23 protein-coding genes are annotated in these 25,331 nt (G+C 65.3%); 15 read left to right on the top strand and 8 right to left on the bottom strand.

The window, feature by feature from the left end; translation table 11 throughout:
• Nucleotides 1-157: 157 nt before the first annotated feature.
• Nucleotides 158-1,153 carry an AAA family ATPase gene (locus WKW80_RS15895; protein WP_340364534.1) on the bottom strand — a complete coding sequence of 332 codons (996 nt, stop codon included), beginning with the start codon at nucleotides 1,151-1,153 and terminating at the stop codon, nucleotides 158-160.
• Nucleotides 1,154-1,168: 15 nt separating this feature from the next.
• Nucleotides 1,169-2,152 carry a S1C family serine protease gene (locus WKW80_RS15890; protein ID WP_340364533.1) on the bottom strand — a complete coding sequence of 328 codons (984 nt, stop codon included), beginning with the start codon at nucleotides 2,150-2,152 and terminating at the stop codon, nucleotides 1,169-1,171.
• A gap of 89 nt (nucleotides 2,153-2,241) precedes the next feature.
• On the opposite strand from WKW80_RS15890, the gene WKW80_RS15885 reads away from it, so the two are divergent.
• Both WKW80_RS15885 and WKW80_RS15880 read left to right on the top strand, forming a co-directional pair.
• Nucleotides 2,242-3,105 carry a TatD family hydrolase gene (locus WKW80_RS15885; protein ID WP_340364605.1) on the top strand — a complete coding sequence of 288 codons (864 nt, stop codon included), beginning with the start codon at nucleotides 2,242-2,244 and terminating at the stop codon, nucleotides 3,103-3,105.
• Between the two features lie 133 nt (nucleotides 3,106-3,238).
• Nucleotides 3,239-3,766, top strand: a complete 528-nt coding sequence (locus tag WKW80_RS15880; protein WP_340364532.1) for a hypothetical protein — start codon at nucleotides 3,239-3,241, stop codon at nucleotides 3,764-3,766.
• Nucleotides 3,767-3,814: 48 nt separating this feature from the next.
• On the opposite strand, the gene WKW80_RS15875 is transcribed toward WKW80_RS15880, so the two are convergent.
• Nucleotides 3,815-4,651: a mechanosensitive ion channel family protein gene (locus WKW80_RS15875; protein ID WP_340364604.1), complete on the bottom strand. Its 837-nt coding sequence runs from the start codon at nucleotides 4,649-4,651 to the stop codon at nucleotides 3,815-3,817.
• Nucleotides 4,652-4,708: 57 nt separating this feature from the next.
• Between WKW80_RS15875 and WKW80_RS15870 the strand changes: the two genes are divergently transcribed.
• The 5 genes from WKW80_RS15870 to WKW80_RS15850 all read left to right on the top strand — a co-directional run bounded on the left by WKW80_RS15870 (nucleotide 4,709) and on the right by WKW80_RS15850 (nucleotide 9,966).
• Complete coding sequence (locus WKW80_RS15870) at nucleotides 4,709-5,251, top strand: DNA-deoxyinosine glycosylase (protein ID WP_340364531.1); 543 nt, start codon at nucleotides 4,709-4,711, stop codon at nucleotides 5,249-5,251.
• On the top strand, nucleotides 5,251-6,006 hold the full coding sequence (locus WKW80_RS15865) for a class I SAM-dependent methyltransferase (RefSeq protein WP_340364530.1): 756 nt from the start codon (nucleotides 5,251-5,253) through the stop codon (nucleotides 6,004-6,006). The genes WKW80_RS15870 and WKW80_RS15865 overlap by 1 nt, the downstream gene beginning before the upstream one ends.
• A gap of 28 nt (nucleotides 6,007-6,034) precedes the next feature.
• Nucleotides 6,035-7,831 carry a type IV pilus assembly ATPase TfpB gene (gene tfpB / locus WKW80_RS15860; protein WP_340364529.1) on the top strand — a complete coding sequence of 599 codons (1,797 nt, stop codon included), beginning with the start codon at nucleotides 6,035-6,037 and terminating at the stop codon, nucleotides 7,829-7,831.
• 115 nt (nucleotides 7,832-7,946) lie between these two features.
• Nucleotides 7,947-8,435 carry a tripartite tricarboxylate transporter TctB family protein gene (locus tag WKW80_RS15855; protein ID WP_340364528.1) on the top strand — a complete coding sequence of 163 codons (489 nt, stop codon included), beginning with the start codon at nucleotides 7,947-7,949 and terminating at the stop codon, nucleotides 8,433-8,435.
• Between the two features lie 13 nt (nucleotides 8,436-8,448).
• A complete protein-coding gene (locus WKW80_RS15850) occupies nucleotides 8,449-9,966 on the top strand; it encodes a tripartite tricarboxylate transporter permease (RefSeq protein ID WP_340364527.1) in 1,518 nt (505 codons plus the stop codon).
• A gap of 42 nt (nucleotides 9,967-10,008) precedes the next feature.
• Here the strand turns inward: WKW80_RS15850 and WKW80_RS15845 are convergent, their stop codons facing one another.
• Entirely contained in the window at nucleotides 10,009-10,911 is a 903-nt protein-coding gene (locus WKW80_RS15845; RefSeq protein WP_340364526.1) for a LysR family transcriptional regulator, read from the bottom strand.
• Between the two features lie 129 nt (nucleotides 10,912-11,040).
• Between WKW80_RS15845 and WKW80_RS15840 the strand changes: the two genes are divergently transcribed.
• The 7 genes from WKW80_RS15840 (at nucleotide 11,041) to WKW80_RS15810 (ending at nucleotide 18,283) form a co-directional block, all read left to right on the top strand.
• Nucleotides 11,041-12,003 (top strand): Bug family tripartite tricarboxylate transporter substrate binding protein, encoded by a 963-nt coding sequence (locus tag WKW80_RS15840; RefSeq protein ID WP_340364525.1) that lies wholly within the window; start codon nucleotides 11,041-11,043, stop codon nucleotides 12,001-12,003.
• A gap of 40 nt (nucleotides 12,004-12,043) precedes the next feature.
• Nucleotides 12,044-13,657 carry a gamma-glutamyltransferase family protein gene (locus tag WKW80_RS15835; protein ID WP_340364524.1) on the top strand — a complete coding sequence of 538 codons (1,614 nt, stop codon included), beginning with the start codon at nucleotides 12,044-12,046 and terminating at the stop codon, nucleotides 13,655-13,657.
• 101 nt (nucleotides 13,658-13,758) lie between these two features.
• Nucleotides 13,759-14,664: a DMT family transporter gene (locus tag WKW80_RS15830; protein WP_340364603.1), complete on the top strand. Its 906-nt coding sequence runs from the start codon at nucleotides 13,759-13,761 to the stop codon at nucleotides 14,662-14,664.
• A 143-nt stretch (nucleotides 14,665-14,807) separates the two neighbouring features.
• Nucleotides 14,808-15,599: an SDR family oxidoreductase gene (locus tag WKW80_RS15825; RefSeq protein ID WP_340364523.1), complete on the top strand. Its 792-nt coding sequence runs from the start codon at nucleotides 14,808-14,810 to the stop codon at nucleotides 15,597-15,599.
• Nucleotides 15,600-15,717: 118 nt separating this feature from the next.
• The gene (locus WKW80_RS15820; protein ID WP_340364522.1) at nucleotides 15,718-16,704 is read left to right on the top strand and encodes a quinone oxidoreductase family protein; all 987 of its coding nucleotides are present in this window, start codon (nucleotides 15,718-15,720) and stop codon (nucleotides 16,702-16,704) included.
• 104 nt (nucleotides 16,705-16,808) lie between these two features.
• Nucleotides 16,809-17,201, top strand: a complete 393-nt coding sequence (locus WKW80_RS15815; protein ID WP_340364521.1) for a response regulator — start codon at nucleotides 16,809-16,811, stop codon at nucleotides 17,199-17,201.
• Nucleotides 17,202-17,272: 71 nt separating this feature from the next.
• Nucleotides 17,273-18,283: a bile acid:sodium symporter family protein gene (locus WKW80_RS15810; RefSeq protein ID WP_340364520.1), complete on the top strand. Its 1,011-nt coding sequence runs from the start codon at nucleotides 17,273-17,275 to the stop codon at nucleotides 18,281-18,283.
• Between the two features lie 140 nt (nucleotides 18,284-18,423).
• On the opposite strand, the gene WKW80_RS15805 is transcribed toward WKW80_RS15810, so the two are convergent.
• From WKW80_RS15805 to WKW80_RS15790, 4 genes are all read right to left on the bottom strand, one after another.
• Nucleotides 18,424-20,079: a Na/Pi cotransporter family protein gene (locus tag WKW80_RS15805; RefSeq protein ID WP_340364519.1), complete on the bottom strand. Its 1,656-nt coding sequence runs from the start codon at nucleotides 20,077-20,079 to the stop codon at nucleotides 18,424-18,426.
• 59 nt (nucleotides 20,080-20,138) lie between these two features.
• On the bottom strand, nucleotides 20,139-20,639 hold the full coding sequence (gene lspA, locus WKW80_RS15800) for a signal peptidase II (RefSeq protein ID WP_340364518.1): 501 nt from the start codon (nucleotides 20,637-20,639) through the stop codon (nucleotides 20,139-20,141).
• The gene (ileS, locus tag WKW80_RS15795; RefSeq protein WP_340364517.1) at nucleotides 20,639-23,482 is read right to left on the bottom strand and encodes an isoleucine--tRNA ligase; all 2,844 of its coding nucleotides are present in this window, start codon (nucleotides 23,480-23,482) and stop codon (nucleotides 20,639-20,641) included. The genes lspA and ileS overlap by 1 nt, the downstream gene beginning before the upstream one ends.
• Before the next feature lie 110 nt (nucleotides 23,483-23,592).
• A complete protein-coding gene (locus WKW80_RS15790) occupies nucleotides 23,593-24,591 on the bottom strand; it encodes a bifunctional riboflavin kinase/FAD synthetase (RefSeq protein ID WP_340364516.1) in 999 nt (332 codons plus the stop codon).
• Nucleotides 24,592-24,764: 173 nt separating this feature from the next.
• On the opposite strand from WKW80_RS15790, the gene WKW80_RS15785 reads away from it, so the two are divergent.
• Nucleotides 24,765-25,322: an HNH endonuclease gene (locus WKW80_RS15785; RefSeq protein WP_340364515.1), complete on the top strand. Its 558-nt coding sequence runs from the start codon at nucleotides 24,765-24,767 to the stop codon at nucleotides 25,320-25,322.
• Nucleotides 25,323-25,331 lie beyond the last annotated feature (9 nt).

Here is a 25,331-nt window from a genome sequence, read left to right as displayed (position 1 = left end):
GAACCGGCTTTGCCGGGCCGCTGGGTGCGCCCCCTCGAGGGGGAGGCGCCGCAGGCGCTTCGGGGGTGGTTCATATCCCCCGCGGAACCGGCTTTGCCGGGCCGCCGGGTGCGCCCCCTAGAGGGGGAGGCGCCGCAGGTGCTTCGGGGGTGCTTCATCACGCCGCCTGCTTTTCGTGTTCGAGCGGCTTCGGCGGCGCAGGCACGGCCCGCATGATCTTGTCGACCAGGCTGTCCGGCGTCATGCCTTCCGACAGGCCCTCGTACGACAGCGTGACCCGATGCCGCAGCACGTCGGGCACCAGCGCCGTCATGTCTTCGGGCAATGCATAGCTGCGCCCGCGCAGCAACGCCAGTGCACGCGCGCCCTCGGTCAAGTTGATGCTCGCGCGCGGACTCGCGCCGAAGGTGATGTAGCGGCGGATGTCCTGCAAGCCGTGCTTCTCCGGTGTGCGCGTGGCTGACACCAGCTTCACCGCGTAGGAGATCAGCGACGGGTCAACATACACGCGGCGTGCCTCGGCCTGCAGCATCGCAAGCTGCTCGGTGGTGGCCACCGGATTGGCGGTCACCGGCGGCCCGATCACCCGCTCGACGATCACGAACTCTTCTTCATCGCTCGGATAGTCGACCAGCACCTTCATCATGAAGCGGTCCACCTGTGCCTCGGGCAGCGGATAGGTGCCTTCGGTCTCGATCGGGTTCTGCGTCGCCATCACGAGGAAGGGGCTCGGTACCTTGTGCGTCTCGCCGGCAATGGTCACTTGCCGCTCCTGCATCACTTCCAGCAGCGCGCTCTGCACCTTGGCCGGCGCGCGGTTGATTTCATCGGCCAGCAGCAGGTTGGTGAACACCGGCCCCAGCGCGGTACTGAAGTCGCCGGTCTTCTGGTTGTAGATGCGCGTGCCCACCAGGTCCGCGGGTACCAGGTCGGGCGTGAACTGGATGCGCTTGAACCGGCCCTGTACCGTGTCCGCGAGGGTCTTCACGGTGAGCGTCTTGGCCAGGCCTGGCACGCCTTCGACCAGCAAGTGTCCGCCCGCCAGCATGCCGACCATCACGCGCTCCAGGAAGCGGTCCTGCCCCACGACCACGCGCTTGACCTGGTAGAGGATCTGTTCCATCAATTCGGCGATGTTGGTCTCGTTGCTCATGCTTTTTCTCGTCTTTCAGAAGGGTGAAGTACCAACGGCGGCGGCCGCGTTCTCGATCGGCACGGCAAAGCCGATGCCGATGAAGGTGCGCGCCTGCGTCGGGTTCAGGATGGCGGTGACGATGCCGAGCACCTCGCCGTCCATGTTGACCAGCGGGCCGCCCGAATTGCCGGGATTGGCCGCGGCGTCGAACTGGATCAGGTTGCTCAGTTCCTGCTTGCCTTCAGGCGAGCGGAAGGCGCGTTTCAGGCCCGACACCACACCCGCCGAGACGGAAGGCCCGATGCCGAACGGAAAGCCGACCGCCACGACCTGGTCGCCGGACTGCAGGTCATCGGTGGAGCGCATCGTGGCGGGGATCAGGTCGTCCGGGATCTTCCTGGCCTGCAGCACGGCGAGATCGTTCTCGGGCTGCACGCTGACGACGTTGGCGTCCGCTTCCAGTCCGTCGTAGAACGTGACCTTGATCTTCTCGGACCCTGCGATCACGTGGAGGTTGGTGAGGATCATGCCTTTGTCGACGATCACCACGCCGGTGCCCACGCCGCGCTCCACTTCGCCGGGCGGGTCGGTTGCCTCGGGCGGCTTGCCCTTGGCGAGATTGCGGCCGCGCTTCTCGGTCTTGGCCTCGGGTGTCGCCTTTTCGGGGCCGTACCCGACCACGCGCACCACGGAAGGCCGGATGATTTCAGCGGCCTTGGCGGCGGCAGAGGGCAGGGTGTTGGTTTGCAGCGTGCGCAGCACGGCCGAGTCGATGTCTTTTTGCGTCAGCTTGGGGGGTGTATTGCGGGGGCCGTAAAGGAACGACCCGCTGACGAGGCTGGCGCACAGCAGCACCAGCAGCGCAAAACTGCGTCGGCCCGGCTGCCATCCGGCCTTGGAGGCCGGCCCGGCTGAGGCGGGATTCGCGTCGGCTGTACCTGGCACGTCCGCAGACGGCGGCTCGCCTGCAGATTGCGGCGCGCGGGGCGAGCTGCTGTAGAGGGCGGGCCTGCGCATCGGTACACCTCCGGCAAAGATGGCGCGTGGAAGGTTTCACGGTAGCACGCTTTGTGCCGCCGTGCATCCCTTCGGGCATCATGCCGGCGATGCCGGCCTACATCGACACCCACTGCCACCTCGACGCGGCCGAGTTCGGCGCGGAGACGCCGGCCGTGCGCGCCCGGGCCGCGCGCGCGGGCGTGGGCATGTGTGTCATTCCGGCGGTCTCCGCCTTCAATTTCGACACAGTGCGCGAATTGGCGCACCGGCAGGGCGACGCCTACGCGCTCGGCATCCATCCGCTGTGCACCGGCCAGGCGACCGAGGCCGATCTGCAAACGCTGGCCGATGCCCTGCAAGCGCATCATGACGACCCGCGGCTGGTGGCCGTCGGCGAGATCGGCCTCGACTTCTTCGTGCCGGGCCTCGATGCTGAAAAGCAGGCGCACTTCTTTCACACCCAGTTGCAGTTGGCGCGCCAGCATGGATTGCCCTTGGTCATCCACGTGCGGCGCTCCGTCGACCAGGTGGTGAAGCACCTGCGCCAGGTGGGGGGACCCGGCGCACGCTGGCACGGCATTGCGCATGCGTTCAACGGCAGCGAGCAGCAGGCCCGCGCATGCATCGCGCTGGGCCTGAGGCTCGGCTTTGGCGGGGCGGTGACTTTCGAGCGGGCGCTGCAATTGCGCCGGCTTGCGGCGACCTTGCCCCTGGCGTCCATCGTGCTGGAGACCGATGCACCCGACATTCCGCCGCACTGGCTTTATCGAACGCAAGAAGAACGCGCGGCCGGCCAGCCGCAGGGTCGCAACGAGCCGGCCGAATTGCCGCGGATCGCCGGGGTGATGGCCGATTTGCGAGGGATCGAGACCGCGGCGCTGGCGCGGGCGACGACGCACAACGCGCTGTTGGCGCTGCCGCGGCTGCAAAAGCTGACCGATTCGTCAGACTTTGTCCCGCCCGCCGGGTAGGCCGAGTGCCCGATTTGCCACAGCCGCGTTTCAGGGCACGTTTTTGGTGTCATCCTCGGGCCGTCGGAGACCGTTGCTTCAGGGTGGCAATCGTCACGTCAATTGAAGATCACACATCTAAGGAGCTTTCGAAATGAACACGTCCTCAATCCGCCTACTGCCCGCAGCGCTGGCCATTGCCGTGGCATCGGTGTGCGTGCCGGCCGGTGCGCAGACGGCGGCCACTCCGAGTACCACTGAAAAGATCGAAGACGCCGGAAAGAAGGCCTACGATGCGACCAAGGAAGGCACGGTCAAGGCGTACGACGCCACCAAGGAGGGTACCGTGAAGGCCTACGATGCCACCAAGGAAGGCACCGTCAAGGCCTACGACGCGACCAAGGAAGGCACCGTCAAGGCTTACGACTCCACGAAGCAGGGCACGAAGAAGGCCTGGCACAAGACCAAGAAGACCACGGCCAAGGGCTGGGATGAGACCAAGAAGACGACCGAAAAGGGTTGGGACGCCACCAAGTCGGGCACCAGCAAGGCCGTGGACGCGACCGGCAAGGCCGTCGACGCCACCGGCAAGGCCGTGAGCAATGCCGGTACGGCGGCAGCCGACGCCACCCGCAAGGTCGGTGACAAGATCGGTTCGGAACTTCCGGCTACGAAGCCCTGAGCTTCGGCCCTCCGCGCAGCGCAAAAACCCGCCGACGGCGGGTTTTTGTCATTGGACCTGGGGTTCTGCCGGCGGCACGATGCTGCGGCGCACGATGGGCGTTTCCGGGGTCGGGTAGCCTGCCGCGCCGAAAGTCTGCACGATGGCGCGGTGGGTGTCGAAATACACCTGCCAGTAGTGGTCGGTGTGGGTGTAGGGCCGCACCGCCAGCAACGGCCCCTCCGGCGTGAACTGCAGGATCTCGACGTCTGCCGGCTGCTCTGGCGAAGTGTTCGGAATCTTGCCGACCGCGTCTTTCAGCAACTGGATCGCCTGGTTCACGTCCACGCCGTTGGCCACCTTGGCCGTCACGTCGACGCGCCGGAACTTGAGCCGGCTGAAGTTCTGGATGGTGTCGGACAGCACCTTGTTGTTGCCGATCATGCAGAGCGTGTTGTCGGGCGTGATCACGCTGGTACCGAAGAGGCCCAACTCGCTGACCGTGCCGTTCACGCCGCCAATGGTGACGTAGTCCCCAACGACATAGGGCCGCAGCACCTGCAGGAACACGCCCGCCGCGAAATGCGTGAGCAAGCCGCCCCAGGCCGTGCCGATGGCCAGGCCCGCGCCGGCCAGGAGCACTGCGAACGAGGTGGTCTTGATGCCGAACATGTCCAGGATCGACAGGATCAGGAGAATGTTCAGCAACACGCCGACAATCGAGACGATGTAGTTGCTCAGCGTGGCGTCCATGCGCTTGCCACGCGCCAGTGCCTTGCCCAGGAGGTTTTGCGCCAGCTGAATCAGCCAGCGACCGATCCCCCAGGCAACGAGAGCGCCGATCACTTTCAGGCCAAAATCCACCCCTTGCGTCGTCAGGAACAGCCAGATCGCTTCCGTATTCATCATGTCCTTCATGTCCTTATCCTCGAGGGCGCCGAAGTCGACTGACCGGCAGGCGTTATGAACAAGCTGGCAACACGACGCGACGACGACGCCGGCACCTTGCTTACTGGGCTGGCGCCGCTGGTTTCAAACGACACCGCCGTGCTCATCTTAGGCAGCTTTCCCGGTGCGCGGTCAATAGCTCGGCAGCAGTACTATGCGCACCCGCAGAACCATTTCTGGAAGATCGTCCAAGCCGTCTGGCCCGCCCATCCGCTGCCGGATCGGACCGATGGCTACGAGCAGCGCAGCGCATGGCTGCTCGACCGCGGGCTTGGCCTTTGGGATGTCTATGCCGCATGCCGCCGTGAAGGAAGCCTCGACACCGCCATCCGCGACGCCGTCGTCAACGACATCGCCAGCCTCGAGCTGCCGAGGCTTGCGGCCGTCGTTCACAACGGCGGCGAGAGCTTCCGCCACGCCCGCCACACGTCCGAGCTCGGCGTACCCGTCTACAAACTGCCGTCGACCAGCCCGGCCAACGCGAGCTGGAGCTTCGATCGCAAACTCGATGCCTGGCGCGAAGTGTTCGTGCGGCATGGCATAGCCCGACCATCCTGATGAAAACCAAAGCGATCGAACTGCCAGAAGTCAATTTCTCCGACTGGGGCGACGTACGCTACCTGCACCTGGGCACCGAATGGGTCCAGGGCTCGATGAAGCTCGACGCGCCGTTCGAGATCGAACTGGAGTACGTGCAGCGCATGATGGCCTGGTTGCTGTTCGTCGAACCGTCGAGCGTGGCAGGGCGCCACGCGATGCAACTCGGCCTCGGTGCCGCCACGCTCACCAAGTTCAGCCGCAAGACCTTGCGCATGCGCACCACGGCCATCGAACTCAATCCACAGGTGGTCGCGGCCTGCCGCGGCTGGTTCAAGCTGCCGGCTGATGACTTGAAGCTGAGCGTCGTCATCGCCGATGCGGGTGTCGAGATCCGCAAGCCGCAATGGATCGGCACGGTCGATGCCCTGCAGGTCGACCTGTACGACCATGAAGCTGCGGCGCCGGTGCTCGACAGCGAAGCCTTCTATGCGGACTGCCGCACGCTGCTCACCGAAGACGGCGCGATGACAGTGAACCTGTTCGGCCGCTCGTCGAGCTACGCGCGGAGCCTGGAACAGATAGTCAATGCCTTCGGTGCCGACGCCGTGTGGGCCTTCAAGCCGACGCGCGAGGGCAACACCGTGGTGCTGGCGCATCGCTCGCCGCAACGTCCAAAGCGCCCGGTGCTTGCCGACCGGGCGCAAACCATCCAGACTCGCTGGGGTTTGCCCGCGCCCAAGTGGCTGCGGGTGTTCAAGCCTCACAATCCATGAGCAGTGCGTAGCACGGAGGTTATTTTCAATGAGCGCTGTCTCGCCACTGCATCCGACGAATCCTGCATCCGGCCGCCCTGAAGGCCCGCTCGAACTGCGCCAGTTGATCGAATGGCTTGCGACGGACGGCGTCATCTCGCGCGAGGAAGCCAAGCGCACCATTGCGCGCTGCGCCCAGGCAGAGAGCAAGCAGGCGCCCATGGTCCGGCTGGCCAATGTCGCGATGACGCGCGAACAGGACGGCAAGCCGCTCGATCTCGAGATGCTCACGCAGTGGTTGGCCGTGCGCGCCGACCTGGCCTACCTGCGCATCGATCCGCTCAAGGTCGACGTGGGCAAGGTGGCCGACACCATGAGCGCGGCCTATGCCGAGCGGCACAAGGTGCTGCCGGTGCAGGTCTCGCCGACCGAATTGGTAGTCGCCACGGCGGAACCGTTCGTCACCGACTGGATTCCCGAGGTCGAGCGCCAGTCGCGCCGCAAGGTGCGCCGTGTCGTGGCCAATCCTTCCGACATCCAGCGCTTCCGGGCCGAGTTCTTCGCGCTGGCCAAGTCGGTGCGGGCTGCGCAGAAGGCCGGCGGCAGCACGGCACGCGCGAGCTTCGAGCAACTGGTCGAGCTCGGCAAGAGCAACAAGCAGCTCGACGCGAACGACCAGAGCGTGGTGCAGGTGGTCGACTGGCTCTGGCAATACGCCTTCGACCAGCGTGCCAGCGACATCCACCTGGAGCCGCGCCGCGAGCAGGGCGTGATCCGCTTCCGCATCGACGGCGTGCTGCATCCGGCCTACCAGATGCCGATGGGCGTGATGAACGCGATGGTCGCGCGCATCAAGCTGCTCGGCCGCATGGACGTGGTCGAGAAGCGCCGCCCGCTCGACGGCCGCATCAAGACCCGCAACATGCGCGGCGACGAAGTCGAAATGCGCCTGTCGACCTTGCCCACGGCCTTCGGCGAAAAGATGGTGATGCGAATCTTCGACCCCGACACCGCCGTGAAGGATCTCGATGCGCTCGGCTTCGCGCAGCACGATGCGCAGCGCTGGCAGCAATTGGTGACGCGGCCGCACGGCATCATCCTCGTGACGGGGCCGACCGGCTCCGGCAAGACCACCACGCTCTATTCGACGCTCAAGCGCGTGGCGACTGAGGAGGTCAACGTCAGCACCATCGAAGACCCGATCGAAATGATCGAGCCTTCGTTCAACCAGACGCAGGTGCAGCCGCAACTCGATTTCGGCTTCACCGAAGGCTTGCGCGCCTTGATGCGGCAAGACCCGGACATCATCATGGTCGGCGAAATCCGCGACCTCGCCACCGGCGACATGGCGGTGCAGGCCGCGCTCACCGGCCACCTGGTGTTCAGCACGCTGCACACCAACGATGCGCCGAGCGCCATCACGCGGCTCATGGAGCTTGGTGTGCCGTCCTACCTCATCAACGCCGTGATGCTCGGTGTGCTCGCGCAGCGGTTGGTGCGCACCCTGTGCTCCCATTGCAAGAAGCCCGACGAGTCGATGACGCGCGAAAAGCTGGCGGAGTTCGTCGCGCCCTGGCAGATCAGCGGCTCCGTGCGCGCCTGCAAGGCGGTCGGCTGCGTCGACTGCCGCATGACCGGCTACATGGGCCGCATGGGCCTGTACGAGTTGCTCACCGTAACCGAGGGTTTCAAAGGCCTGGTCAACAAGGAGCCGAACCTCATCGGCCTGCGGCGCCAGGCAGTGGCCGATGGCATGCGGCCCTTGCGATTGGCCGGCGCGCTGCGCGTGGCGGAAGGTGTGACGACCATCGAGGAAGTGCTGGCTGCGACCCCGCCGCTGGAATAGATCGCCGCACCGGTCCGGCCGGGTAATCCCTAATGCGCCGGTTAGTGGAACCCACATCAACCTGACCGGATGCTGACCGGACAATGTCTGCTCGATCCATTCGAGGAGACTGTTCGTGAGAATCAAGAGTCAGAAGGACTTCTATTCGGGACTGATGTTTGCCGTGGCCGGTGCGGCATTCGCATGGGGCGCCAGCACCTACAACGTCGGCAACGGCGCCCGCATGGGGCCGGGCTACTTCCCGTTGATGCTTGGCATCGTCATGGGGCTGATCGGCCTTGTCATCATGTTCACCAGCCTGACCGCCGAGACCGAAGACGGCGAGCCGATCGGCAAGTGGGCCTGGAAGCAGATCGTCTACATCATCGGCGCCAACCTCGCGTTCGGCTTGCTGCTCGGCGGCCTGCCGAGTATCGGCGTGCCGGCCATGGGCATGATCATCGCGATCTACGCGCTGGTCATCATCGCCAGCCTGGCCGGCCACGAATTCGACCTGAAGAAGGTGCTCGTGCTCGCCACCGTGCTGGCCATCGGCAGCTACATCGCATTCATCTGGGCGCTCAAGCTCCAGATCCAGGTCTGGCCGACCTTCATCACGGGTTGACAGGAAAACAACCATGGACCTGATCAACAACCTCTCGCTCGGCTTCGGCGTAGCGTTCACCTTCACCAACCTGCTGTATTGCCTGATCGGCTGCATCCTGGGCACGCTGATCGGCGTGTTGCCGGGCATCGGCCCGGTCGCGACCATCGCGATGCTGCTGCCCGCCACCTATGCGCTGCCGCCGGTGTCGGCGCTCATCATGCTGGCCGGCATCTACTACGGGGCGCAGTACGGCGGCTCCACCACGGCCATCCTGGTCAACCTGCCGGGCGAATCGTCCTCGGTGGTGACCGTGATCGACGGCTACCAGATGGCGCGCAAGGGCCGCGCGGGGCCCGCGCTTTCCGCGGCCGGTCTGGGCTCGTTCTTTGCGGGTTGCGTCGGCACGCTGATCCTGGCGGCGTTCGCGCCGCCGCTGACCGAGCTGGCCTTCAAGTTCGGCCCGGCCGAATACTTCTCGCTGATGATCCTGGGCCTGATCGGCGCCGTGGTGCTGGCCTCGGGTTCGCTGCTCAAGGCTATCGCCATGATCGTGCTCGGGCTGCTGCTCGGCCTGGTCGGCACCGACGTGAATTCGGGCGTGGCGCGCTTCAGCTTCGACGTGCCCGAACTCACCGACGGCATCGGCTTCGTGGCCATCGCGATGGGCGTGTTCGGCTATGGCGAAATCATTGCCAATCTGTCGCGCCCCGAGCACGAGCGCGAAGTGTTTACGGCCAAGGTCTCGGGCCTGTTCCCGACCAAGGAAGACTTCAAGCGCATGTTGCCTGCCGTGCTTCGCGGCACGGCGCTGGGTGCGGCGCTGGGCATCCTGCCCGGCGGCGGCGCGCTGCTGGCGGCCTTTGCGGCCTACACCATCGAGAAGAAGACCAAGCTGCACCCGGGCGAAGTGCCGTTCGGCAAGGGCAACATCCGCGGCGTGGCGGCCCCCGAGTCGGCCAACAACGCTGGCGCTCAAACCTCGTTCATCCCGCTGCTGACGCTGGGCATTCCGCCCAACGCGGTGATGGCGCTGATGGTCGGCGCCATGACCATCCACAACATCCAGCCGGGCCCGCAGGTGATGACCAGCAACCCCGAGCTGTTCTGGGGCCTGATCGCCTCGATGTGGATCGGCAACGCGATGCTCATCATCCTGAACCTGCCGCTGATCGGCATGTGGATCAAGCTGCTGTCGGTGCCCTACAAGTACCTGTTCCCGGCGATCGTGCTGTTCTGCGCGATCGGCGTGTACTCGACCAACAACAACACCTTCGACATCTGGATGGTGGGCGGCTTCGGCTTCATCGGCTACCTGTTCTTCAAGCTGGGCTGCGAGCCGGCGCCGCTGCTGCTGGGCTTCATCCTCGGGCCGATGATGGAAGAGAACCTGCGCCGCGCGTTGTTGCTGTCGCGGGGCGACTGGAGCGTGTTCGTCCTGCGGCCGATCTCGGCCGTGCTGCTGGCCGCAGCTGCGCTGTTGCTTGTGATCGTGCTGATGCCTTCGATCAAGGCGAAGCGCGAGGAAGCCTTCCACGAAGAAGAGGATTGACGCTCGCCCGTGAACAGAAACGGCGCCTTCGGGCGCCGTTTTTCATGGGGCGGGGTGAACGTCGGTCGCGGTATCGCGGATCAGGCCCCACACGCGCTGGGCCAGCGGGGCGGGGGCGCGGTTGCGGCGGTGGACCAGCATCACGGCGCGATCGATGCGCGGTGTGAGTTGCACCACCTGTAGGTTGCGAAAGCCCGCGGGCGGCACGGCCAGCGACGGCATCACGCTGATGCCGAGGCCGGCTTCGAGCATGCGGAACGCAGTGGTCGGGTGGCCGACTTGCTGGCGCACCGTGCAGTGGGCGCCCTGATGCTGCAAGGCTTGGTCGATCAGGCGGCGGCTGCCCGAGGCATGGTCGAGCAGTACCAGCGCCTCGCCGTCGAGCGCCGACCAGCGCAGTTGCTTGCGGCCGGCGAAGCGGTGCCCCGGCGGAACCACGAGGCAGAACGGATCGGCCAGGATGGTTTCGCAATGCAGGTCGTCCGGCGAGGCTGGCTCGATCACCACGCCGAAGTCGACTTCGCCCGCCCGCACACTGTCGAGCACGTCCTGCTGGATGCGGTCGAGCAGCACCAGTTCGATGTCCGGCTCCACCTTGGCGCAGGCCGCGATACAGGCGGGCATGAGGTTGGCCGACAGCGTCGGGCTGCTGGCAACGCGCACCTTGCCGCGGCGCGCGTTCGACATGCCCTGCACGTCGAGCAGGGTTTGCTCCAACTCGTCGAGCACGCGGTGGAGCCGTGCGGCCAGCGATTGGCCGGCCTCGGTCAGCGCGACTTCACGCGTCGTGCGGTCCAGCAGCTTGAGGCCCAGCTGTGCCTCGAACTCGACGATCGACCGGCTCACGGCGGGCTGCGTCAGCCCGATCTGGTTGCCCGCGCGGCTGAAGTTGCGGCTCTCGGCCACCGCAAGGAAAACCCGAAGCTGGCGCAACGTCACATTCATGCGGACGGATCATATATCTATCAAATAAATCCATTTCCCGTTTGAATGCGGCGCGTGTCCAATCGAGCGCGCGGCTCGCGGGGAGGCGAGGCGCCACGCCCTTCAGATGTCCATGAAAGAAACGATCCAATGAAACGCAGAAGCCTTGCGCTGGTGACCGCGCTGCTGATGTCGACCTTGCCCGCCTGGGCCCAGAACTACCCCTCCAGGCCGATTCGCCTGATCGTTCCGTTCCCCGCAGCCGGCGCCACCGACCTGTTTGCGCGCACGCTCACCCACAAGATGGCCGAAACGCTCGGCGCCACTTTTGTCATCGACAACAAGCCGGGGGCCGGTGGTTCGATCGGTTCCGACGCCGCAGCGAAAGCGCCCGCTGACGGCTACACGCTGCTGCTCGCCACCACGAGCACGCATTCCATCGGGCCGGCCCTGCCCAACAAGCTGCCGTACGACACGGTGCGCGACTTCACGCCCATCGCCCACGTCGGCAACGCGCCGAGCATCATGCTGGTTCCAAACACTTCCCCCGCGAAGACGGTGAAGGAGTTCATCGACTACGCGAAGAAGAATCCCGACAAGCTCAACTACGCATCGAGCGGCCCCGGCACCATCGTGCAACTGTCGGCCGAGCTGTTCAAGGCGCAGGCAGGCGTGCAGGTCACGCACATCCCTTACAAGGGCACGGCCCTCGCGATCCCCGACCTGATGAGCGGCAAGGTCGACTTGCTGTTCGATTCATTGCCCACCGGGCTGCCCTATGTGCGCGACGGTCGTCTTCGTGCGCTCGGCGTGACCTCGCTCAAGCGCAGCCCGCTGGCACCCGATTTGCCGGCGGTGGCCGACACCCTGCCCGGCTACGAGTCCAACACGCTGTTCGGCCTGTATGGCCCCAAGGGCTTGCCGCCTGAATTGGTGGCGCGCATCAACACCGCGGCCAACCAGGCACTGGCCGATCCGGATGTGAAGGACAAGCTCTCGCGGCTGGGCATCGAGCCCGTGATCAGCACGCCCGACCAACTGGCCAAGACCGTGGCCGACGACACTGCCAAGTGGAAAAAGATCATCGTCGATCGCAAGATCACGAGTGATTGAACTAGCTCGCCCCATTCGCTGCTCACAGAAGAGGCTCTGCATGAAATTCGATTACGCCAACCCCTATCTCTCCACCCGCATTCCCGTGTTTGCGCGCAATGTGGTGTCGACCTCGCATCCGCTGGCCGCGCAGGCGGGTCTGCGCATCCTGCAGCAGGGCGGCAACGCGGTCGATGCGGCCATTGCAACGGCTGCCGTGATGACGCTGGTCGAGCCCGTGAGCAACGGGTTGGGCAGCGATGCCTTCTGCATTCTCTGGGACGGGCAGCAGTTGCATGGCCTCAATGCCTCCGGCCCAGCGCCGAAGGCATGGACGCCCGACTACTTCCGCAACAAGTACGGCGCCGACAAGACCACGCCCCCGCAGCGCGGCATCGACTCGGTCACCGTGCCGGGCGCGGTGCGTGGCTGGGTTGCGTTGAGCGACCGCTTTGGCAAGCTGCCGTTCGCGGACCTCATGGCGCCGGCCATCGACATCGCCGAGCGCGGCTACCTGATGCCGCCGGTGGTGCAACAGAAATGGGCCGCCGCGACGCCGCTGCTGCAGGGGCAGCCGGGCTTTGCGCAAGCCTTCCTGCCTTGGGGGCGCGCGCCGGAAGTGGGCGAGTTGTTCCGCTTTGCCGCCGCGGCCCGTGCGCTCAAGGCCATCGCCCGCACCAAGGGCGAGGCGTATTACAGCGGCGAGATTGCCGAAGCCATCTCAAGGTTTTCAAAGGAGCAGGGCGGGGCGCTCACCGTGGAAGACCTGTCGGCCTACCAGCCCGAATGGGTCACGCCCATCTCGCGCGACTACCGCGGCTACACGCTGCACGAGATCCCGCCGAACGGCCAGGGCATCGCGGCGCTGATCGCGCTGGGCATCCTCGAGAAGTTCGACATCGCCTCGCTGCCGGTCGACTCGGTTGCATCGCAGCACCTGCAGATCGAAGCCATGAAGCTGGCCTTTGCCGACGTGTACCGCTACGTGTCGGAGCCATCGTCGATGACGGTGACCCCCGCGCAAATGCTCGATGACGCCTACCTGGCATCGCGTGCCAAACTGATCGACGTGAACAAGGCACAGGACTTCAAGGCCGGCAACCCCGTCAAGGGCGGCACCATCTACCTCACCGCCGCCGACGAGCGCGGCATGATGGTCAGCTTCATCCAGAGCAACTACATGGGCTTCGGCTCGGGCTGCGTGGAGCCGGAATTCGGCATCAGCCTGCAGAACCGTGGCCACGGCTTCAGCCTCAAGGCCGACAGCCCAAATGTCGTGGCGCCGGGCAAGCGGCCTTTCCACACCATCATCCCGGCCTTCCTCACCAAGGACGGCGAGCCGGTGATGAGCTTCGGCGTGATGGGCGGCAACATGCAGCCGCAGGGCCACATGCAGACACTGGTGCGCATGATCGACTACAAGCAGAACCTGCAGGCTGCCTGCGATGCGCCGCGCTGGCGCTTCAATGCCGGGTTCGAGATCAACGTCGAATCGGCGATGAATGCGCAAACCATCCAGGGCCTGGGCGCGCTCGGCCACCAGACGGAAGTCATCAACGATTCCTACCAGGACTTCGGCGCGGGCCAGTTCATCTGGCGCCAGGGCGATCCGGGTGTCGAGGGCTACGTCGCGGCCAGCGATCCGCGCCGCGACGGCTTGGCCGCCGGTTACTAGGCCCACCTTCAAGGTCCCCGCATTTCGTGTCGCTCCTCCAATCCCCTTCAAGCGTGCAACCCCCGCAGGCCGGCGGCGCCGGTTCTGCGGCGTTCCCCGCAATCCCGCGAGGTTCCGGTCGTGCAGCGGGGCTGGTGTTGGCGACTGTGGGCGCCATCGCATTCAGCGGCAAGGCGATCATCGTCAAGCTCGCGTACCGCCACGGTGTCGACGCGGTCGCGCTCATCATGTTGCGCATGCTGTTTGCGTTGCCGTTGTTCGCGCTCATGGCCTGGTGGGCCGGCCGCGGCAAGCCGGCGCTGACGATGCGCGACTGGTTCGGCGTGCTGGGACTGGGTTTCTCGGGCTACTACCTCGCGAGCTTCCTCGACTTTGCCGGTCTCGCCTATATCAGCGCGGGCTTCGAGCGACTCATCCTCTACCTCAACCCGACGCTGGTGCTGTTGTTCGGCTGGGTGCTGTATCGGCGCCGGGCCTCTCGCAGGCAACTGATCGGCATGGCCATCAGCTACATCGGCGTCGCGCTGGTGTTCGGCCATGAAATCTGGGGTGGCACGGGCGCTGGTGGCGGGCTCGCGGCGTGGGGCGCGTTCCTGTGCTTCCTGAGCGCGGTGAGTTACGCGGGGTACCTTATCTATAGCGGCGAGTTCGTCAAGCGGCTCGGGTCATTGCGCCTGGTGGGGCTTGCGACAAGCGTGGCCTGCCTGTTCTGCATCGCCCAGTTCGCGGTTTTGCGGCCCCTGGATTCGGCGTTCGCCGTGGCACCCCAGGTGATATGGCTGTCGGTGCTCAACGCCACCTTGTGCACGGCCGTTCCGGTACTGATGGTGATGATGGCCATCGAGCGCATTGGCGCCGCGGTGGCCGCACAGACCGGCATGATCGGCCCGATGTCGACCATCCTCATGGGCATCGTCATCCTGGGCGAGCCGTTTACCATCTGGATCGCGGTAGGTACGGTGCTGGTGATCGCCGGCATCTTCGTGTTCACGCGAACGGGGCGGTGAGCGCGGCGCGGGTCGCAGCGGGCCATGGCATCTACCGCGCGCAGAATCCGGCGAGTCTCGGGGGCTCTCCGGCGCTTCGGTCGACAGCCGGGAAGGTTCCGAGGATCATCTCGGCTTTTTGAAACACCGTAGGAAAGCCGATCATGGACTTGGGAATCGTGGGCAAGACAGCCTTGGTGTGTGGTGCGAGCAAAGGGCTCGGCCTGGGCTGCGCGGAGGCGCTGGTGCGCGAAGGCGTGAACGTGGTGATCGTGGCGCGCGGCGCCGAGGTGCTGCAGGCCGCCGCCGCGAAACTGATGGCGGTCCGCGCGGCCTCCGCCCCCTTCGTCAAGCATGTCGCGGCCGACATCACCACCGCCGAAGGCCGCGCAGCCGCATTTGCCGCGCACGCCGACTACGACATCGTGGTCACCAACGCAGGTGGGCCGCCCCCGGGCGACTTCCGCGACTGGGACCGAGAGGCCTGGATCAAGGCCGTGGACGCCAACATGCTGACGCCGATCGAGCTCATCAAGGCCACCGTCGATGGCATGGCTGCGCGTGGCTATGGCCGCATCGTCAACATCACGTCGAGTTCGGTGAAGTCGCCAATCGATGTGCTCGGCCTCTCGAATGGCGCGCGCAGTGGGCTGACCGGATTCGTCGCCGGCGTGGCGCGCACGTCCATCGCGGCCAAGGGCGTGACCATCAACAACCTGCTGCCGGGTGTTTTTGACACCGACCGGATCAGGGGGATGATGGAAGCCGCGAAACAGAAGACCGGCCAGGACATCGACATGCTGCGCGCCGCCCGGATGAAGAGCATCCCGGCCGCCCGCTTCGGCACGCCTGAGGAGTTCGGCGCGGTGTGCGCCTTCCTCTGCAGCATGCAGGCCGGCTACATCACTGGCCAGAATGTGTTGACCGACGGCGGGGCCTATCCGGGCACGTTCTGATGGGACTTTACCGTCGCTCGGGCGGGCTTTCCCTGACTGCGTATCGGTACTGCGACAGTTGTCATTGTTTCGTGGCACGATCCGTTCCCCGCAGAACCGCCGCAAGGAGCCCCTCGACATGCAGAGCAAAGCCGTCCGCATCGACCGCCATGGCGGTCCTGAAGAGCTGAAGATCGTCGAGGTCGACGTGGGCGATCCCGGGCCGGGCGAGATCCGCATCCGCCACAAGGCCTTGGGGCTGAATTTCATAGACACCTATCAGCGCAGCGGGCTCTATCCGTTCAAGATGCCGCTTCTCCTGGGCATGGAGGCGGCTGGCGTGGTGGAGGCGGTGGGCGAGGGTGTCCAGCACCTCAAGGCCGGCGACCGCGCCGCCTACGCCAGCAACCCGCCAGGCGCGTATTGCGAGCTGCGTGTGATGCCAGCCAAGAATGTCTGCAAATTGCCGGACGCCATCTCGTTCGAGACCGGCGCGGCCATGATGCTCAAGGGCCTGACGGCGCAATACCTGCTCAAGAAGACCTTGCCCGTGGAAGGCTTGCAGCCCGGCGACCACATCCTCTTCCACGCGGCAGCCGGCGGCGTGGGCCTGATTGCCTGCCAGTGGGCGAAGGCGCTCGGGTTGAAGCTGATCGGCACGGCAGGCACCGACGCCAAGTGCAAGCTGGCGCTGGACCATGGCGCTGCCCATGCGATCAACTACAGCACCGGCAACTTTGCCGCGCAGGTCCGGGAAATCACGGGCGGCAAGGGCGTGAAGGCGGTCTACGACTCGGTCGGCAAGGACACCTTCGACGGCTCGATCGACTGCCTGCGGCCGTTCGGCCTGCTGGCGGTGTTCGGTAACGGCTCAGGACCGGTGCCGCCGGTCAGCCTGGGCACGCTGGCGTCCAAGGGCTCGCTCTACCTGACGCGCCCGACGCTGTTCACCCACATCGCCACGCGCGAGGCCACGCAGGCGATGGCGGACGACCTATTCGCCGTGGTCGAAAGCGGGGCCGTGAAGATCCCGGTCGAGCAGCGCTATCCACTGGCGGACGTGCAACAGGCGCATCGGGACCTCGAAGCGCGCAAGACCACAGGTTGCACCGTGCTGACGCTCTGACGCAGCGCACGTCCACAAGCAGGGAGTTCTCCTACTTTCGGTTGCGCACGGGGACTGCGTATTCACGTGCGACCGAGCATAGCCTCCGCTGAAAAAGGAGACCCATGACTGAAGTCAGAGCTTTCATCATCGAGGACAACCCGACGATCCTCCGTCACCTGGTCAGCACGCTGCGCGAAGTGGCGCATGTCGACCCGGTGGGCACGGCCGATTCCGAGGACGACGCCGTGCGCTGGCTGCTCGACCACGACGACGAGTGGGACTTGGTCATCGTCGACCTCTTCCTGAGACAGGGAACCGGGCTGAGCATCCTGGAAGCCTGGCGCGATCGCGATCCGGCCCGCAAGATCGTCGTGCTGAGCAACCACACGTCGCCCGACATGCGCCGCAAGTGCGCCCAACTCGGCGCCGATGCGGTGTTCGACAAGGCCAGCGAACTCGACGACCTGATCGATTTCTGCCTGCGCCGGCGGGAGGAGCCGCAAAGCGCTTATTGATGAGATGAATGAATATATCTATCAGATAAATCCATTTCACTTTTGAATGACCGGGGCGTCCAATAGCGTCCATGGCCCGCTCACGCTTTCTCCCCGACAACTTCACGCTTGCCCTCGTCTCCACCGTCGCGTTGGCCAGCTTCCTGCCCGCGAGCGGCGACGCGGCCCGTTTCTTCGAAGGGCTGACGACGTTCGCGATCGGCCTGCTGTTTTTCCTGCACGGCGCCAAGCTTTCGCGCGAAGCCATCCTGGCGGGCATCATGCACTGGCGCCTGCATCTCCTGGTGTTCGCCTGCACCTTCGTGCTGTTCCCGGTGCTCGGCTTCGCGCTCAAACCGGTGCTGTCACCGCTGGTGACGCCCGACATCTACACCGGCGTGTTGTTCCTGTGCGTGTTGCCGGCCACGGTGCAGTCGGCCATCGCCTTCACGTCGATGGCGCGCGGCAACATACCGGCGGCGGTTTGCAGCGCCTCGGCCTCGACGTTGCTGGGGGTGTTCGTCACGCCGATCCTCGTGAACCTGCTGGTCGTGCCCCACAGCGGCGGCGGCGCCGGCAGCGCGCTTGACGCCATCGGCCGCATCCTGATGCAACTCATGCTGCCCTTCGCCGTCGGCCACCTGATGCGACCGCTGATCGCCGGCTTCATGAAGAAGCGCGCCCATGTGCTCAAGTTCGTCGACCAGGGCTCGATCCTGCTGGTGGTCTACACCGCATTCAGCGCGGCCGTGATCGAGGGCTTGTGGAAAGAGGTGCCCTTGAGCGCGCTGGCCGGCCTGATCGTCGTGTGCGTGGTGCTGCTCGCGCTGGCCCTCACCAGCACCACCTGGATCGCGCGCAAGCTCGGCTTCGTCAAGGCCGACGAGATCACCATCGTTTTCTGTGGCTCGAAGAAGAGCCTGGCCAGCGGCATCCCGATGGCCAAGGTGCTCTTTGCCTCCCACGCGGTCGGCGCCATCGTGCTGCCCTTGATGCTGTTCCACCAGATCCAGCTCATGGTCTGCGCGGTGCTGGCGCAGCGCTATGCCAGGCGCATCGAGCCGATCGCAACGGCAGTGCCGCCGCTCAAGCGCGCCGGCTGAAAGCGGCGGCGGCCAGACCGGATCAAACAGACCAATCAAACATTCCAGAAACACCGTGGAACTGGCTTTGCCAGGCCGCTGGTGTTGCCCCCGGCAGGGGGTGGGAGGAGCGCACGTAGTGGGTGGAGCCTGGGGGCGAGCTACAAATCCCCGAGCCGCGACGCGCGCAGCCGGCTAGGCGCCAAGGCCCCGGCCGAATCGAGGATGGGATATGCAATCGAGCAGATGTGCGAATTGATGCGCTTCAGGTCGCTGATCAGGTCGATGTGCAGCGAACTGGTCTCGATGCTCAGCGCGGTCTGCTCAGAGAGCCGGGCCAGGTGCGTGGTCGCATAGGCTCGTTCCAGGTCGCGGAAGCGCGCCTTTTCCTGCAGCAGTCTCTGTGCGTCGCGCACGTTGCCGTTCAGGAACACGCTCATGCTGAGCCGCAGGTTGGCCACCAGCCGCTCGTGCAGCTCGACGATCTCCCGCATGCCCGCGTCGGAGAAGTTGCGCTGCGGCTTGATCTTCTTGTCCTCGATGTCGATGATCACGCGCTCGATGATGTCGCCGATCTGCTCCATATTGATGGTGAAGCTGATGATGTCGGTCCAGCGTTTGCTCTCGTCTTCGCCCAGGGCTTCGCGCGAGATCTTCGTCATGTAGTACTTGATGGACGAGTACAGCTCGTCCACCGTGTCGTCCAGGTCGCGCAACTCCCGCGCCAGTCGCAGGTCGTTGTGCCGGATCACGTTGAGCATGCCGATCAGCATGGTCTCGACGATGTCCGCCTGGTGCAGCGCCTCGCGCGCGGCGTTGGAGATGGCCAGGCTGGGCGTGGAGAGGGCAGAAGGGTCCAGGTGATGCCGCCGCTGCGTGGCGACAGGCTCCACCGGTGCCGGCATCAGGCGCGTCACCAGCAACGCGACACGGTTCGTCAGCCCGATGAAGCCGATGCTCACCACGACGTTGAAGGCCAGGTGATACAGCACCACCAGGTGCGTCGCATCCGCCACATAGTGCCGAACGTGCTTGAGATACAGCCCGACAAAGGGCGCCGCAATCGCCACGCCGAGCAGCTTGAAGATCAGATTGCCGACGGTCACGTGCCGAACTGGAATCTCGGACTTGGCGGTCGTCAGCACCGCGAGGATGCCGCTGCCGAGATTGGCCCCGAGCACCAGGCCCAGCGCCACGTCGAGCGGCACCACGTTCGAACTGGCCATGGCCGCGACCAGCAGCACCACGGCCAGGCTGGAATAGGCCACGACGGCGAAGGCCGCGCCGATGGTGATCTCCAGCAACACATCGCTGTTGAGCGACGCGAGCAATGCGCGGACCGCGGGCGCGGAGAAAAGCGGGCCCGTCGCCTCGACGACCAACTGCAGTGCCAGCAGCATCAACCCCAGCCCGATCAGCACGCGGCCGAAGCGCCCCGCCGCGCTCGCCGCGCGGGTGATGAACAGCACCACGCCGACCAGGATGAACAGCGGCGACAGCCAGGACAAATCGGTGGAGAACAGCACCGACATCAGGGCCGTTCCGACATCGGCGCCGCGCATCACGGCCAGCGCCGCAGGCAGTGTCACCAGTCCCTGCCCGACGAAGGACGAAGTCATCAGCGAGGTGGCCGTGCTTGACTGCACCAGCGCGGTGACCGCGATGCCCGACAGGGCGGACGTGAACCGATTGCGCATGCTGCGCGCAAGGAACTTGCGCAGATTGGCGCCGAAGACGCGCAGCACGCCTGTGCGAACGAGGTGGGTACCCCACACAAGCAGCGCAACCGCTGCCAACAAGTTCAGCAAATGTTTCATTGAGCGGAGGGACTATAGAACACCCTCTGCCTTGCGAAATGCCCGCCAGGTCGGCGGTTTCAGCTTTTCCGGACCCGCCGCAGCTCGTCCAGCACCAGGCAAACCGCGCCGATGGTGATCGCGCTGTCGGCCACGTTGAATGCCGGAAAGTGCTTGCCGCCCAGATGAAAGTCCAGGAAGTCCACCACGTAGCCGTGCATCATCCGGTCGATCACATTGCCGATCGCGCCGCCCAGGATGCAGGCCATCGCGAACGAAAACAGCTTCTGTCCGGCATGCTTCCTGAGCATCCAGAAAATGAACACGGCTGCAACCACGCCGATGCCGGTGAACATCCAGCGCTGCCACCCAGCCGCATCCGCCAGGAACGAAAACGCCGCGCCCGTGTTGTGCGCCCGCACGATGTTGAAGAAGCTCGTGATCTCGGTGACGCCGCCGTACTGGTAGTAGCCGAGGATCAGCGTCTTGGTGAACTGGTCGATGATCAGGATGATCGCGGCCAGTCCCAGCCAGGGCCAGACGCCGGTACCCGACGCGGAAGAAGCCGAACGTCTCGCCATCAGGCGAAGCTCCGCGCTTCGCCGGCGCCATGCAGGTTGCTGGTGCAGCGGCCGCAGATCGTCGGATGGGCTGCATCGTGGCCAACGTCGGGGCGGTAATGCCAGCAGCGCTCGCACTTCGCGTCCGTGCTTACCTTGACCTGGGTCGACACGGCGCTGCCGGTCACCAGGCTGATCGCAGAGGTGATGAACACGAACTTCAGGTCATCGCCCAGGCTGGCCAGCAGGGCATGGTCTTCAGGGCCCGCGATGAGTTCGATGTTGGCCTGCAGCGACGAGCCAACCTTGCCCTCGGCCCGCACCGCCTCGATCTGCTTGTTGACGTCGTCGCGGATCTCGCGGATGCGGTTCCACTTGGCCAGTAATGCTTCGTCGGGTGCACCGAATTGGCTGAACACCTGCGCAAAGATCGACCGGCCGTCGCCGACCAGCTTCCACGCCTCCTCGGCCGTGAAGCTCAGGAACGGCGCCATCCAGCGCAGCATTGCCTGCGCGATGTGCCAGAGCGCGGTCTGAGCGCTGCGGCGCGCCAGCGAACCCGGCGCGGTCGTGTAAAGGCGGTCCTTCAGTATGTCGAGGTAGAACGCGCCCAGGTCTTCCGAGCAATACACCTGCAGCTTGGCCACCACCGGATGGAACTCGTAGACCTTGTAGTGCGCCAGGATCTCGGCCTGGAACTGCGCTGCGCGGGCCAGCGCGTAGCGGTCGATCTCCAGCAACTGGTCGAGCGGCACCGCATCCTTTGCGATGTCGAAGTCGCTCGTGTTCGCCAGCAGGAAGCGCAGCGTGTTGCGGATGCGGCGATACGCATCCACCACGCGCGCCAGGATCTTGTCGTCGCCGGCGATGTCGCCGGAGTAGTCGCTGGCAGCGACCCACAGGCGGATGATTTCCGCGCCCAGCTTCTTGCTGACCTCCTGCGGATCGATGCCGTTGCCGAGCGACTTGCTCATCTTGCGGCCCTGGCTGTCGACGGTGAAGCCGTGCGTGAGCAGGCCGCGATACGGCGCGCGGCCTTCGAGCGCACTGGCGATCAGCAGCGACGAATGGAACCAGCCGCGATGCTGGTCATGTCCTTCGAGGTACAGGTCGGCCTCGGGGCCGGTTTCGTGGTGCACCGTGGGGTGCGTGCCGCGCAGCACGTGCCAGAAGGTCGAACCCGAGTCGAACCACACCTCCAGGATGTCGGTGCTCTTGGTGTAGTGGGGCGCGTCTGCGGCACCCAGCATTTCCTCGACGGTGACGCGGCTCCAGGCCTCGATGCCGCCTTCCTCGACGATGTCGGCGGCCTGGTCGAGGATCTCCATCGTGCGCGGATGCAGCTCGCCTGAATCCTTGTGCAGGAAGAACGGGATCGGCACGCCCCAGCTGCGCTGCCGGCTGATGCACCAGTCGGGCCGGTTGGCGATCATGTCGTGCAGGCGCGCCTTGCCGTTCTCGGGGTAGAAGCTGGTCTGCTCGATGGCTTCGAGCGCGGTCTGGCGCAGCGTCTTCGGCGCCTTGTCCTTGGTGAACACGCCTTCGCCTTCGTCCATGCGCACGAACCATTGCGCCGCGGCGCGGTAGATCACCGGCGTCTTGTGGCGCCAGCAGTGCGGGTAGCTGTGGGTGATGCCTTCGGTCGTCATCAGGCGGCCGGCGTCGCGCAGTGCCTGGATGATGACGGGCACGGCCTTCCAGATGTTCTGGCCGCCGAACAGCGGGAAGTCGGCCGCGTAGCTGCCGTTGCCCTGCACAGGGTTCAGGATGTCGTCGTATGCCACCCCATGCGCGATGCAGGAGTTGAAGTCGTCCACGCCGTAGGCCGGCGAGGAGTGGACCAGGCCGGTGCCATCGTCGGCCGTTGCATAGTCGGCCAGATACACGGGCGACAGGCGCCGGTAGCCCACATCGACGTCGTACAGCGGATGCTCGAATTCGAGCCCGCCGAGCTTCTCGCCCTTGACCGTGGCCAGCACCTCGCCGTCGAGCGCATAGCGGTTCAGGCACATCTCGACAAGCGAGGCGGCCAGCACCAGCAAGCCGCGCGGCGTGTCGACCAGCGCGTAGTCCAGCTCGGGGTTCAGGTTGATCGCCTGATTGGCCGGGATGGTCCAGGCGGTGGTGGTCCAGATGACGGCGAAGGCTTTCTTGGTCAATTCCGGCAGGCCGAAGGCGGCAGCCAGCCTGGCCGGATCGTGCGCCTTGAAGGCCACGTCGAGGGTCTGTGACTTCTTGTCGGCGTATTCGATCTCGAACTCGGCCAGCGACGAGCCGCAGTCGAAGCACCAATACACCGGCTTCAGCCCGCGATACACGAAGCCGCGCTCGATCACGCGCTTGAAGGCACGCAGTTCGCCCGCCTCGTTGGCGAAGTCCATGGTCTTGTACGGATGGTCCCACTCGCCCAGCACGCCCAGGCGCTTGAAGTCCACCATCTGCTGCGCGATCTGCTCGGTCGCGAAGGCGCGGCTCCTGGCCTGCATGTCGTCGCGGCTCAGGTTGCGGCCGTACTTCTTCTCGATGGCGTTCTCGATCGGCAGGCCGTGGCAGTCCCAGCCCGGTACGTAGAGCGCGTCGTAGCCTTCGAGCTGTCGCTCCTTGGTGATCATGTCCTTCAGGATCTTGTTGACCGCATGGCCCATGTGGATCTGCCCGTTGGCATAGGGCGGGCCGTCGTGCAGGATGAACTTGGGCGCGCCGACACGGGCGTCGCGCAGGCGGTGGTAGCGGCCTTCGTCCTCCCACTCCTTCACCCACCCGGGCTCGCGCTTGGCCATGTCGCCGCGCATCGGGAACGGGGTATCGGGCAGGTTGAGGGTGGCGCGATAGTCGGTGGCGCCAGCGGTTTTGTTGTCGGACATGGGGGTTCCAGAAGTCTGCGCTGCATCCTGCAACGCTCGAAGAATCGAAGGGGCGTGAGGCGAGCCGATCGAAGGCGCGCGCCGCACGCGGCGGAAGCGAAGGTTCCGCTCTAAATTCGGTCGCGCGTGGTCTGGCGATGGGTGGAAGCGAAGAACGCGCGTGCATCGTCGCCATCCTTGGCGATGCCCGCAGTCAGGGCCTCCAGGCTGGTGTAGCGCAATTCGTCGTGCAGTTTGTGCAGCAGTTCCACGCGGACGATTTTACCGTAGGCCTCTTCGCTGGCGAGATCAGCCGGCCATTCGAGACAGTGCGTCTCCAGCAGCACGCGGCCGGCGTTGACGTCATTGGCATCGAGCGACGGACGAACACCGAGATTGGCGACACCCTGAATCGGCCGGTCGACCAGGCCGTGCACCAGCACCGCGAAGATGCCGCTGGCCGCTGGCTTCCAGTGCTTGAAGCGCAGGTTGAGCGTCGGAAAGCCCAGCGTGCGGCCCAGCTTGCGGCCGTGCACGATGTGGCCGCTGATGCTGTAGGGCCGTCCCAGCAGCGACTGAACGTCGGGCATGCGGCCCTTGCCAAGGGCTTCGCGCACGGCAGAGCTCGACACGCGCATGCGATGCACCTCGTAGCTCTGCATGCGCGCCACGTCGAAGCCCCGCGCGTCGCCGGCCGCATCGAGCGTCGCATAGTCGCCCGCACGCTTGGCGCCGAAGCGGAAATCGTCCCCTACCAATACGTAGCGGGCGCCCAGGCCATTGACCAGCACGCGGTCGACGAACTCATCGGGCGCCTGGCCGGCCAGGCGCGCATCGAAGGGCAGGACCACGGTCTGGTCGACGCCGCAGGCGGCCAGCTCGGTGAGCTTGTCGCGCAGCGTGCCGACGCGCGCGGGTGCCAGTTCGGGCTTTTTGGTGAGCGCGGCGAAGTAATCGCGCGGATGGGGTTCGAAAGTCAGCACACAGCTGGGTAGCCCGCGATGGCGCGCCTCGGTGTTGAGCAGCGCCAGCATGGCCTGGTGGCCACGGTGCACGCCGTCGAAGTTGCCGATGGTGAGGGCGCATGCCGGCGCGATGCCGGGATGCCGGAACCCGCGAAAAACCTGCATTGTTGGTATCTTTTTGATAGCACGCTGCGCCCGCAGAATGGGCACACACGGGGCATATTGTCATAAAGCCGGTATATTGTGACGCAGTGCAACGAAAGCGGCTGTTTCCGGCCCGTTCCTTGCACTGATCTTTCTGGTCTCTCTCCGTGGTCCGTCTTTCTGGAGGCGTTGTGGTGAAGGTCTTGAAGCTGTCGGCCCAAGGGCTGCCCCAATCGTGGATTTCGCTCGAACAGGCGGTGACTCACTACGCCGCCGACGAAGTGCGCTGGGAAGCCGGCGGCGAGATCGCGTTGTTCCGCGGCGGACACAATGCGCGAACGGGCCTGCAGTCACAGATCGTCATCAACAGCATCATTGGCACCAAGGGCGTGCCGCGCATCAACCCCTTTACTCAGCGGCCGGGCCTGACTAACAGCAAGCTGTTCGCGCGTGACCGCAACATCTGCGCATATTGCGGCGGACATTTTCACGAGGAAGACCTGACGCGCGAGCACATCATCCCGTTTGCGCAGAAGGGCGTCGACGTGTGGATGAACGTAGTCACGGCCTGCAAGCCCTGCAACCATCGCAAGAGCAGCCGTACGCCGGAGCAGGCCAACATGCCGCTGCTCTACGCACCGTACGTGCCGAGCCTGTGGGAAGACTTCATCTTGCGCAACCGCCGCATCCTGGCCGACCAGATGGAGTTCCTGATGGCGCATTTGCCGCACAGCTCCAGACTGCACGGGTAGCGCGCTTCT

It is taken from the genome of Variovorax humicola (assembly GCF_037889915.1).
GTDB lineage: Bacteria > Pseudomonadota > Gammaproteobacteria > Burkholderiales > Burkholderiaceae_C > Variovorax > Variovorax humicola.
The sequence above is the reverse complement of the archived record's forward strand: the minus strand, read 5'-3'. Positions and strand labels throughout refer to the sequence as shown.

What these genes read in the sequence shown, in the direction of transcription:
- WKW80_RS15895 (WP_340364534.1), bottom strand. Translation starts at nt 1,153, where the DNA reads ATGAGCAACGAGACCAACATCGCCGAATTGATGGAACAGATCCTCTAC.
- WKW80_RS15890 (WP_340364533.1), bottom strand. Translation starts at nt 2,152, where the DNA reads ATGCGCAGGCCCGCCCTCTACAGCAGCTCGCCCCGCGCGCCGCAATCT.
- WKW80_RS15885 (WP_340364605.1), top strand. Translation starts at nt 2,242, where the DNA reads ATGCCGGCCTACATCGACACCCACTGCCACCTCGACGCGGCCGAGTTC.
- WKW80_RS15880 (WP_340364532.1), top strand. Translation starts at nt 3,239, where the DNA reads ATGAACACGTCCTCAATCCGCCTACTGCCCGCAGCGCTGGCCATTGCC.
- WKW80_RS15875 (WP_340364604.1), bottom strand. Translation starts at nt 4,651, where the DNA reads ATGAATACGGAAGCGATCTGGCTGTTCCTGACGACGCAAGGGGTGGAT.
- WKW80_RS15870 (WP_340364531.1), top strand. Translation starts at nt 4,709, where the DNA reads ATGAACAAGCTGGCAACACGACGCGACGACGACGCCGGCACCTTGCTT.
- WKW80_RS15865 (WP_340364530.1), top strand. Translation starts at nt 5,251, where the DNA reads ATGAAAACCAAAGCGATCGAACTGCCAGAAGTCAATTTCTCCGACTGG.
- tfpB (WP_340364529.1), top strand. Translation starts at nt 6,035, where the DNA reads ATGAGCGCTGTCTCGCCACTGCATCCGACGAATCCTGCATCCGGCCGC.
- WKW80_RS15850 (WP_340364527.1), top strand. Translation starts at nt 8,449, where the DNA reads ATGGACCTGATCAACAACCTCTCGCTCGGCTTCGGCGTAGCGTTCACC.
- WKW80_RS15845 (WP_340364526.1), bottom strand. Translation starts at nt 10,911, where the DNA reads ATGAATGTGACGTTGCGCCAGCTTCGGGTTTTCCTTGCGGTGGCCGAG.
- WKW80_RS15840 (WP_340364525.1), top strand. Translation starts at nt 11,041, where the DNA reads ATGAAACGCAGAAGCCTTGCGCTGGTGACCGCGCTGCTGATGTCGACC.
- WKW80_RS15835 (WP_340364524.1), top strand. Translation starts at nt 12,044, where the DNA reads ATGAAATTCGATTACGCCAACCCCTATCTCTCCACCCGCATTCCCGTG.
- WKW80_RS15825 (WP_340364523.1), top strand. Translation starts at nt 14,808, where the DNA reads ATGGACTTGGGAATCGTGGGCAAGACAGCCTTGGTGTGTGGTGCGAGC.
- WKW80_RS15820 (WP_340364522.1), top strand. Translation starts at nt 15,718, where the DNA reads ATGCAGAGCAAAGCCGTCCGCATCGACCGCCATGGCGGTCCTGAAGAG.
- WKW80_RS15815 (WP_340364521.1), top strand. Translation starts at nt 16,809, where the DNA reads ATGACTGAAGTCAGAGCTTTCATCATCGAGGACAACCCGACGATCCTC.
- WKW80_RS15810 (WP_340364520.1), top strand. Translation starts at nt 17,273, where the DNA reads ATGGCCCGCTCACGCTTTCTCCCCGACAACTTCACGCTTGCCCTCGTC.
- WKW80_RS15805 (WP_340364519.1), bottom strand. Translation starts at nt 20,079, where the DNA reads ATGAAACATTTGCTGAACTTGTTGGCAGCGGTTGCGCTGCTTGTGTGG.
- lspA (WP_340364518.1), bottom strand. Translation starts at nt 20,639, where the DNA reads ATGGCGAGACGTTCGGCTTCTTCCGCGTCGGGTACCGGCGTCTGGCCC.
- ileS (WP_340364517.1), bottom strand. Translation starts at nt 23,482, where the DNA reads ATGTCCGACAACAAAACCGCTGGCGCCACCGACTATCGCGCCACCCTC.
- WKW80_RS15790 (WP_340364516.1), bottom strand. Translation starts at nt 24,591, where the DNA reads ATGCAGGTTTTTCGCGGGTTCCGGCATCCCGGCATCGCGCCGGCATGC.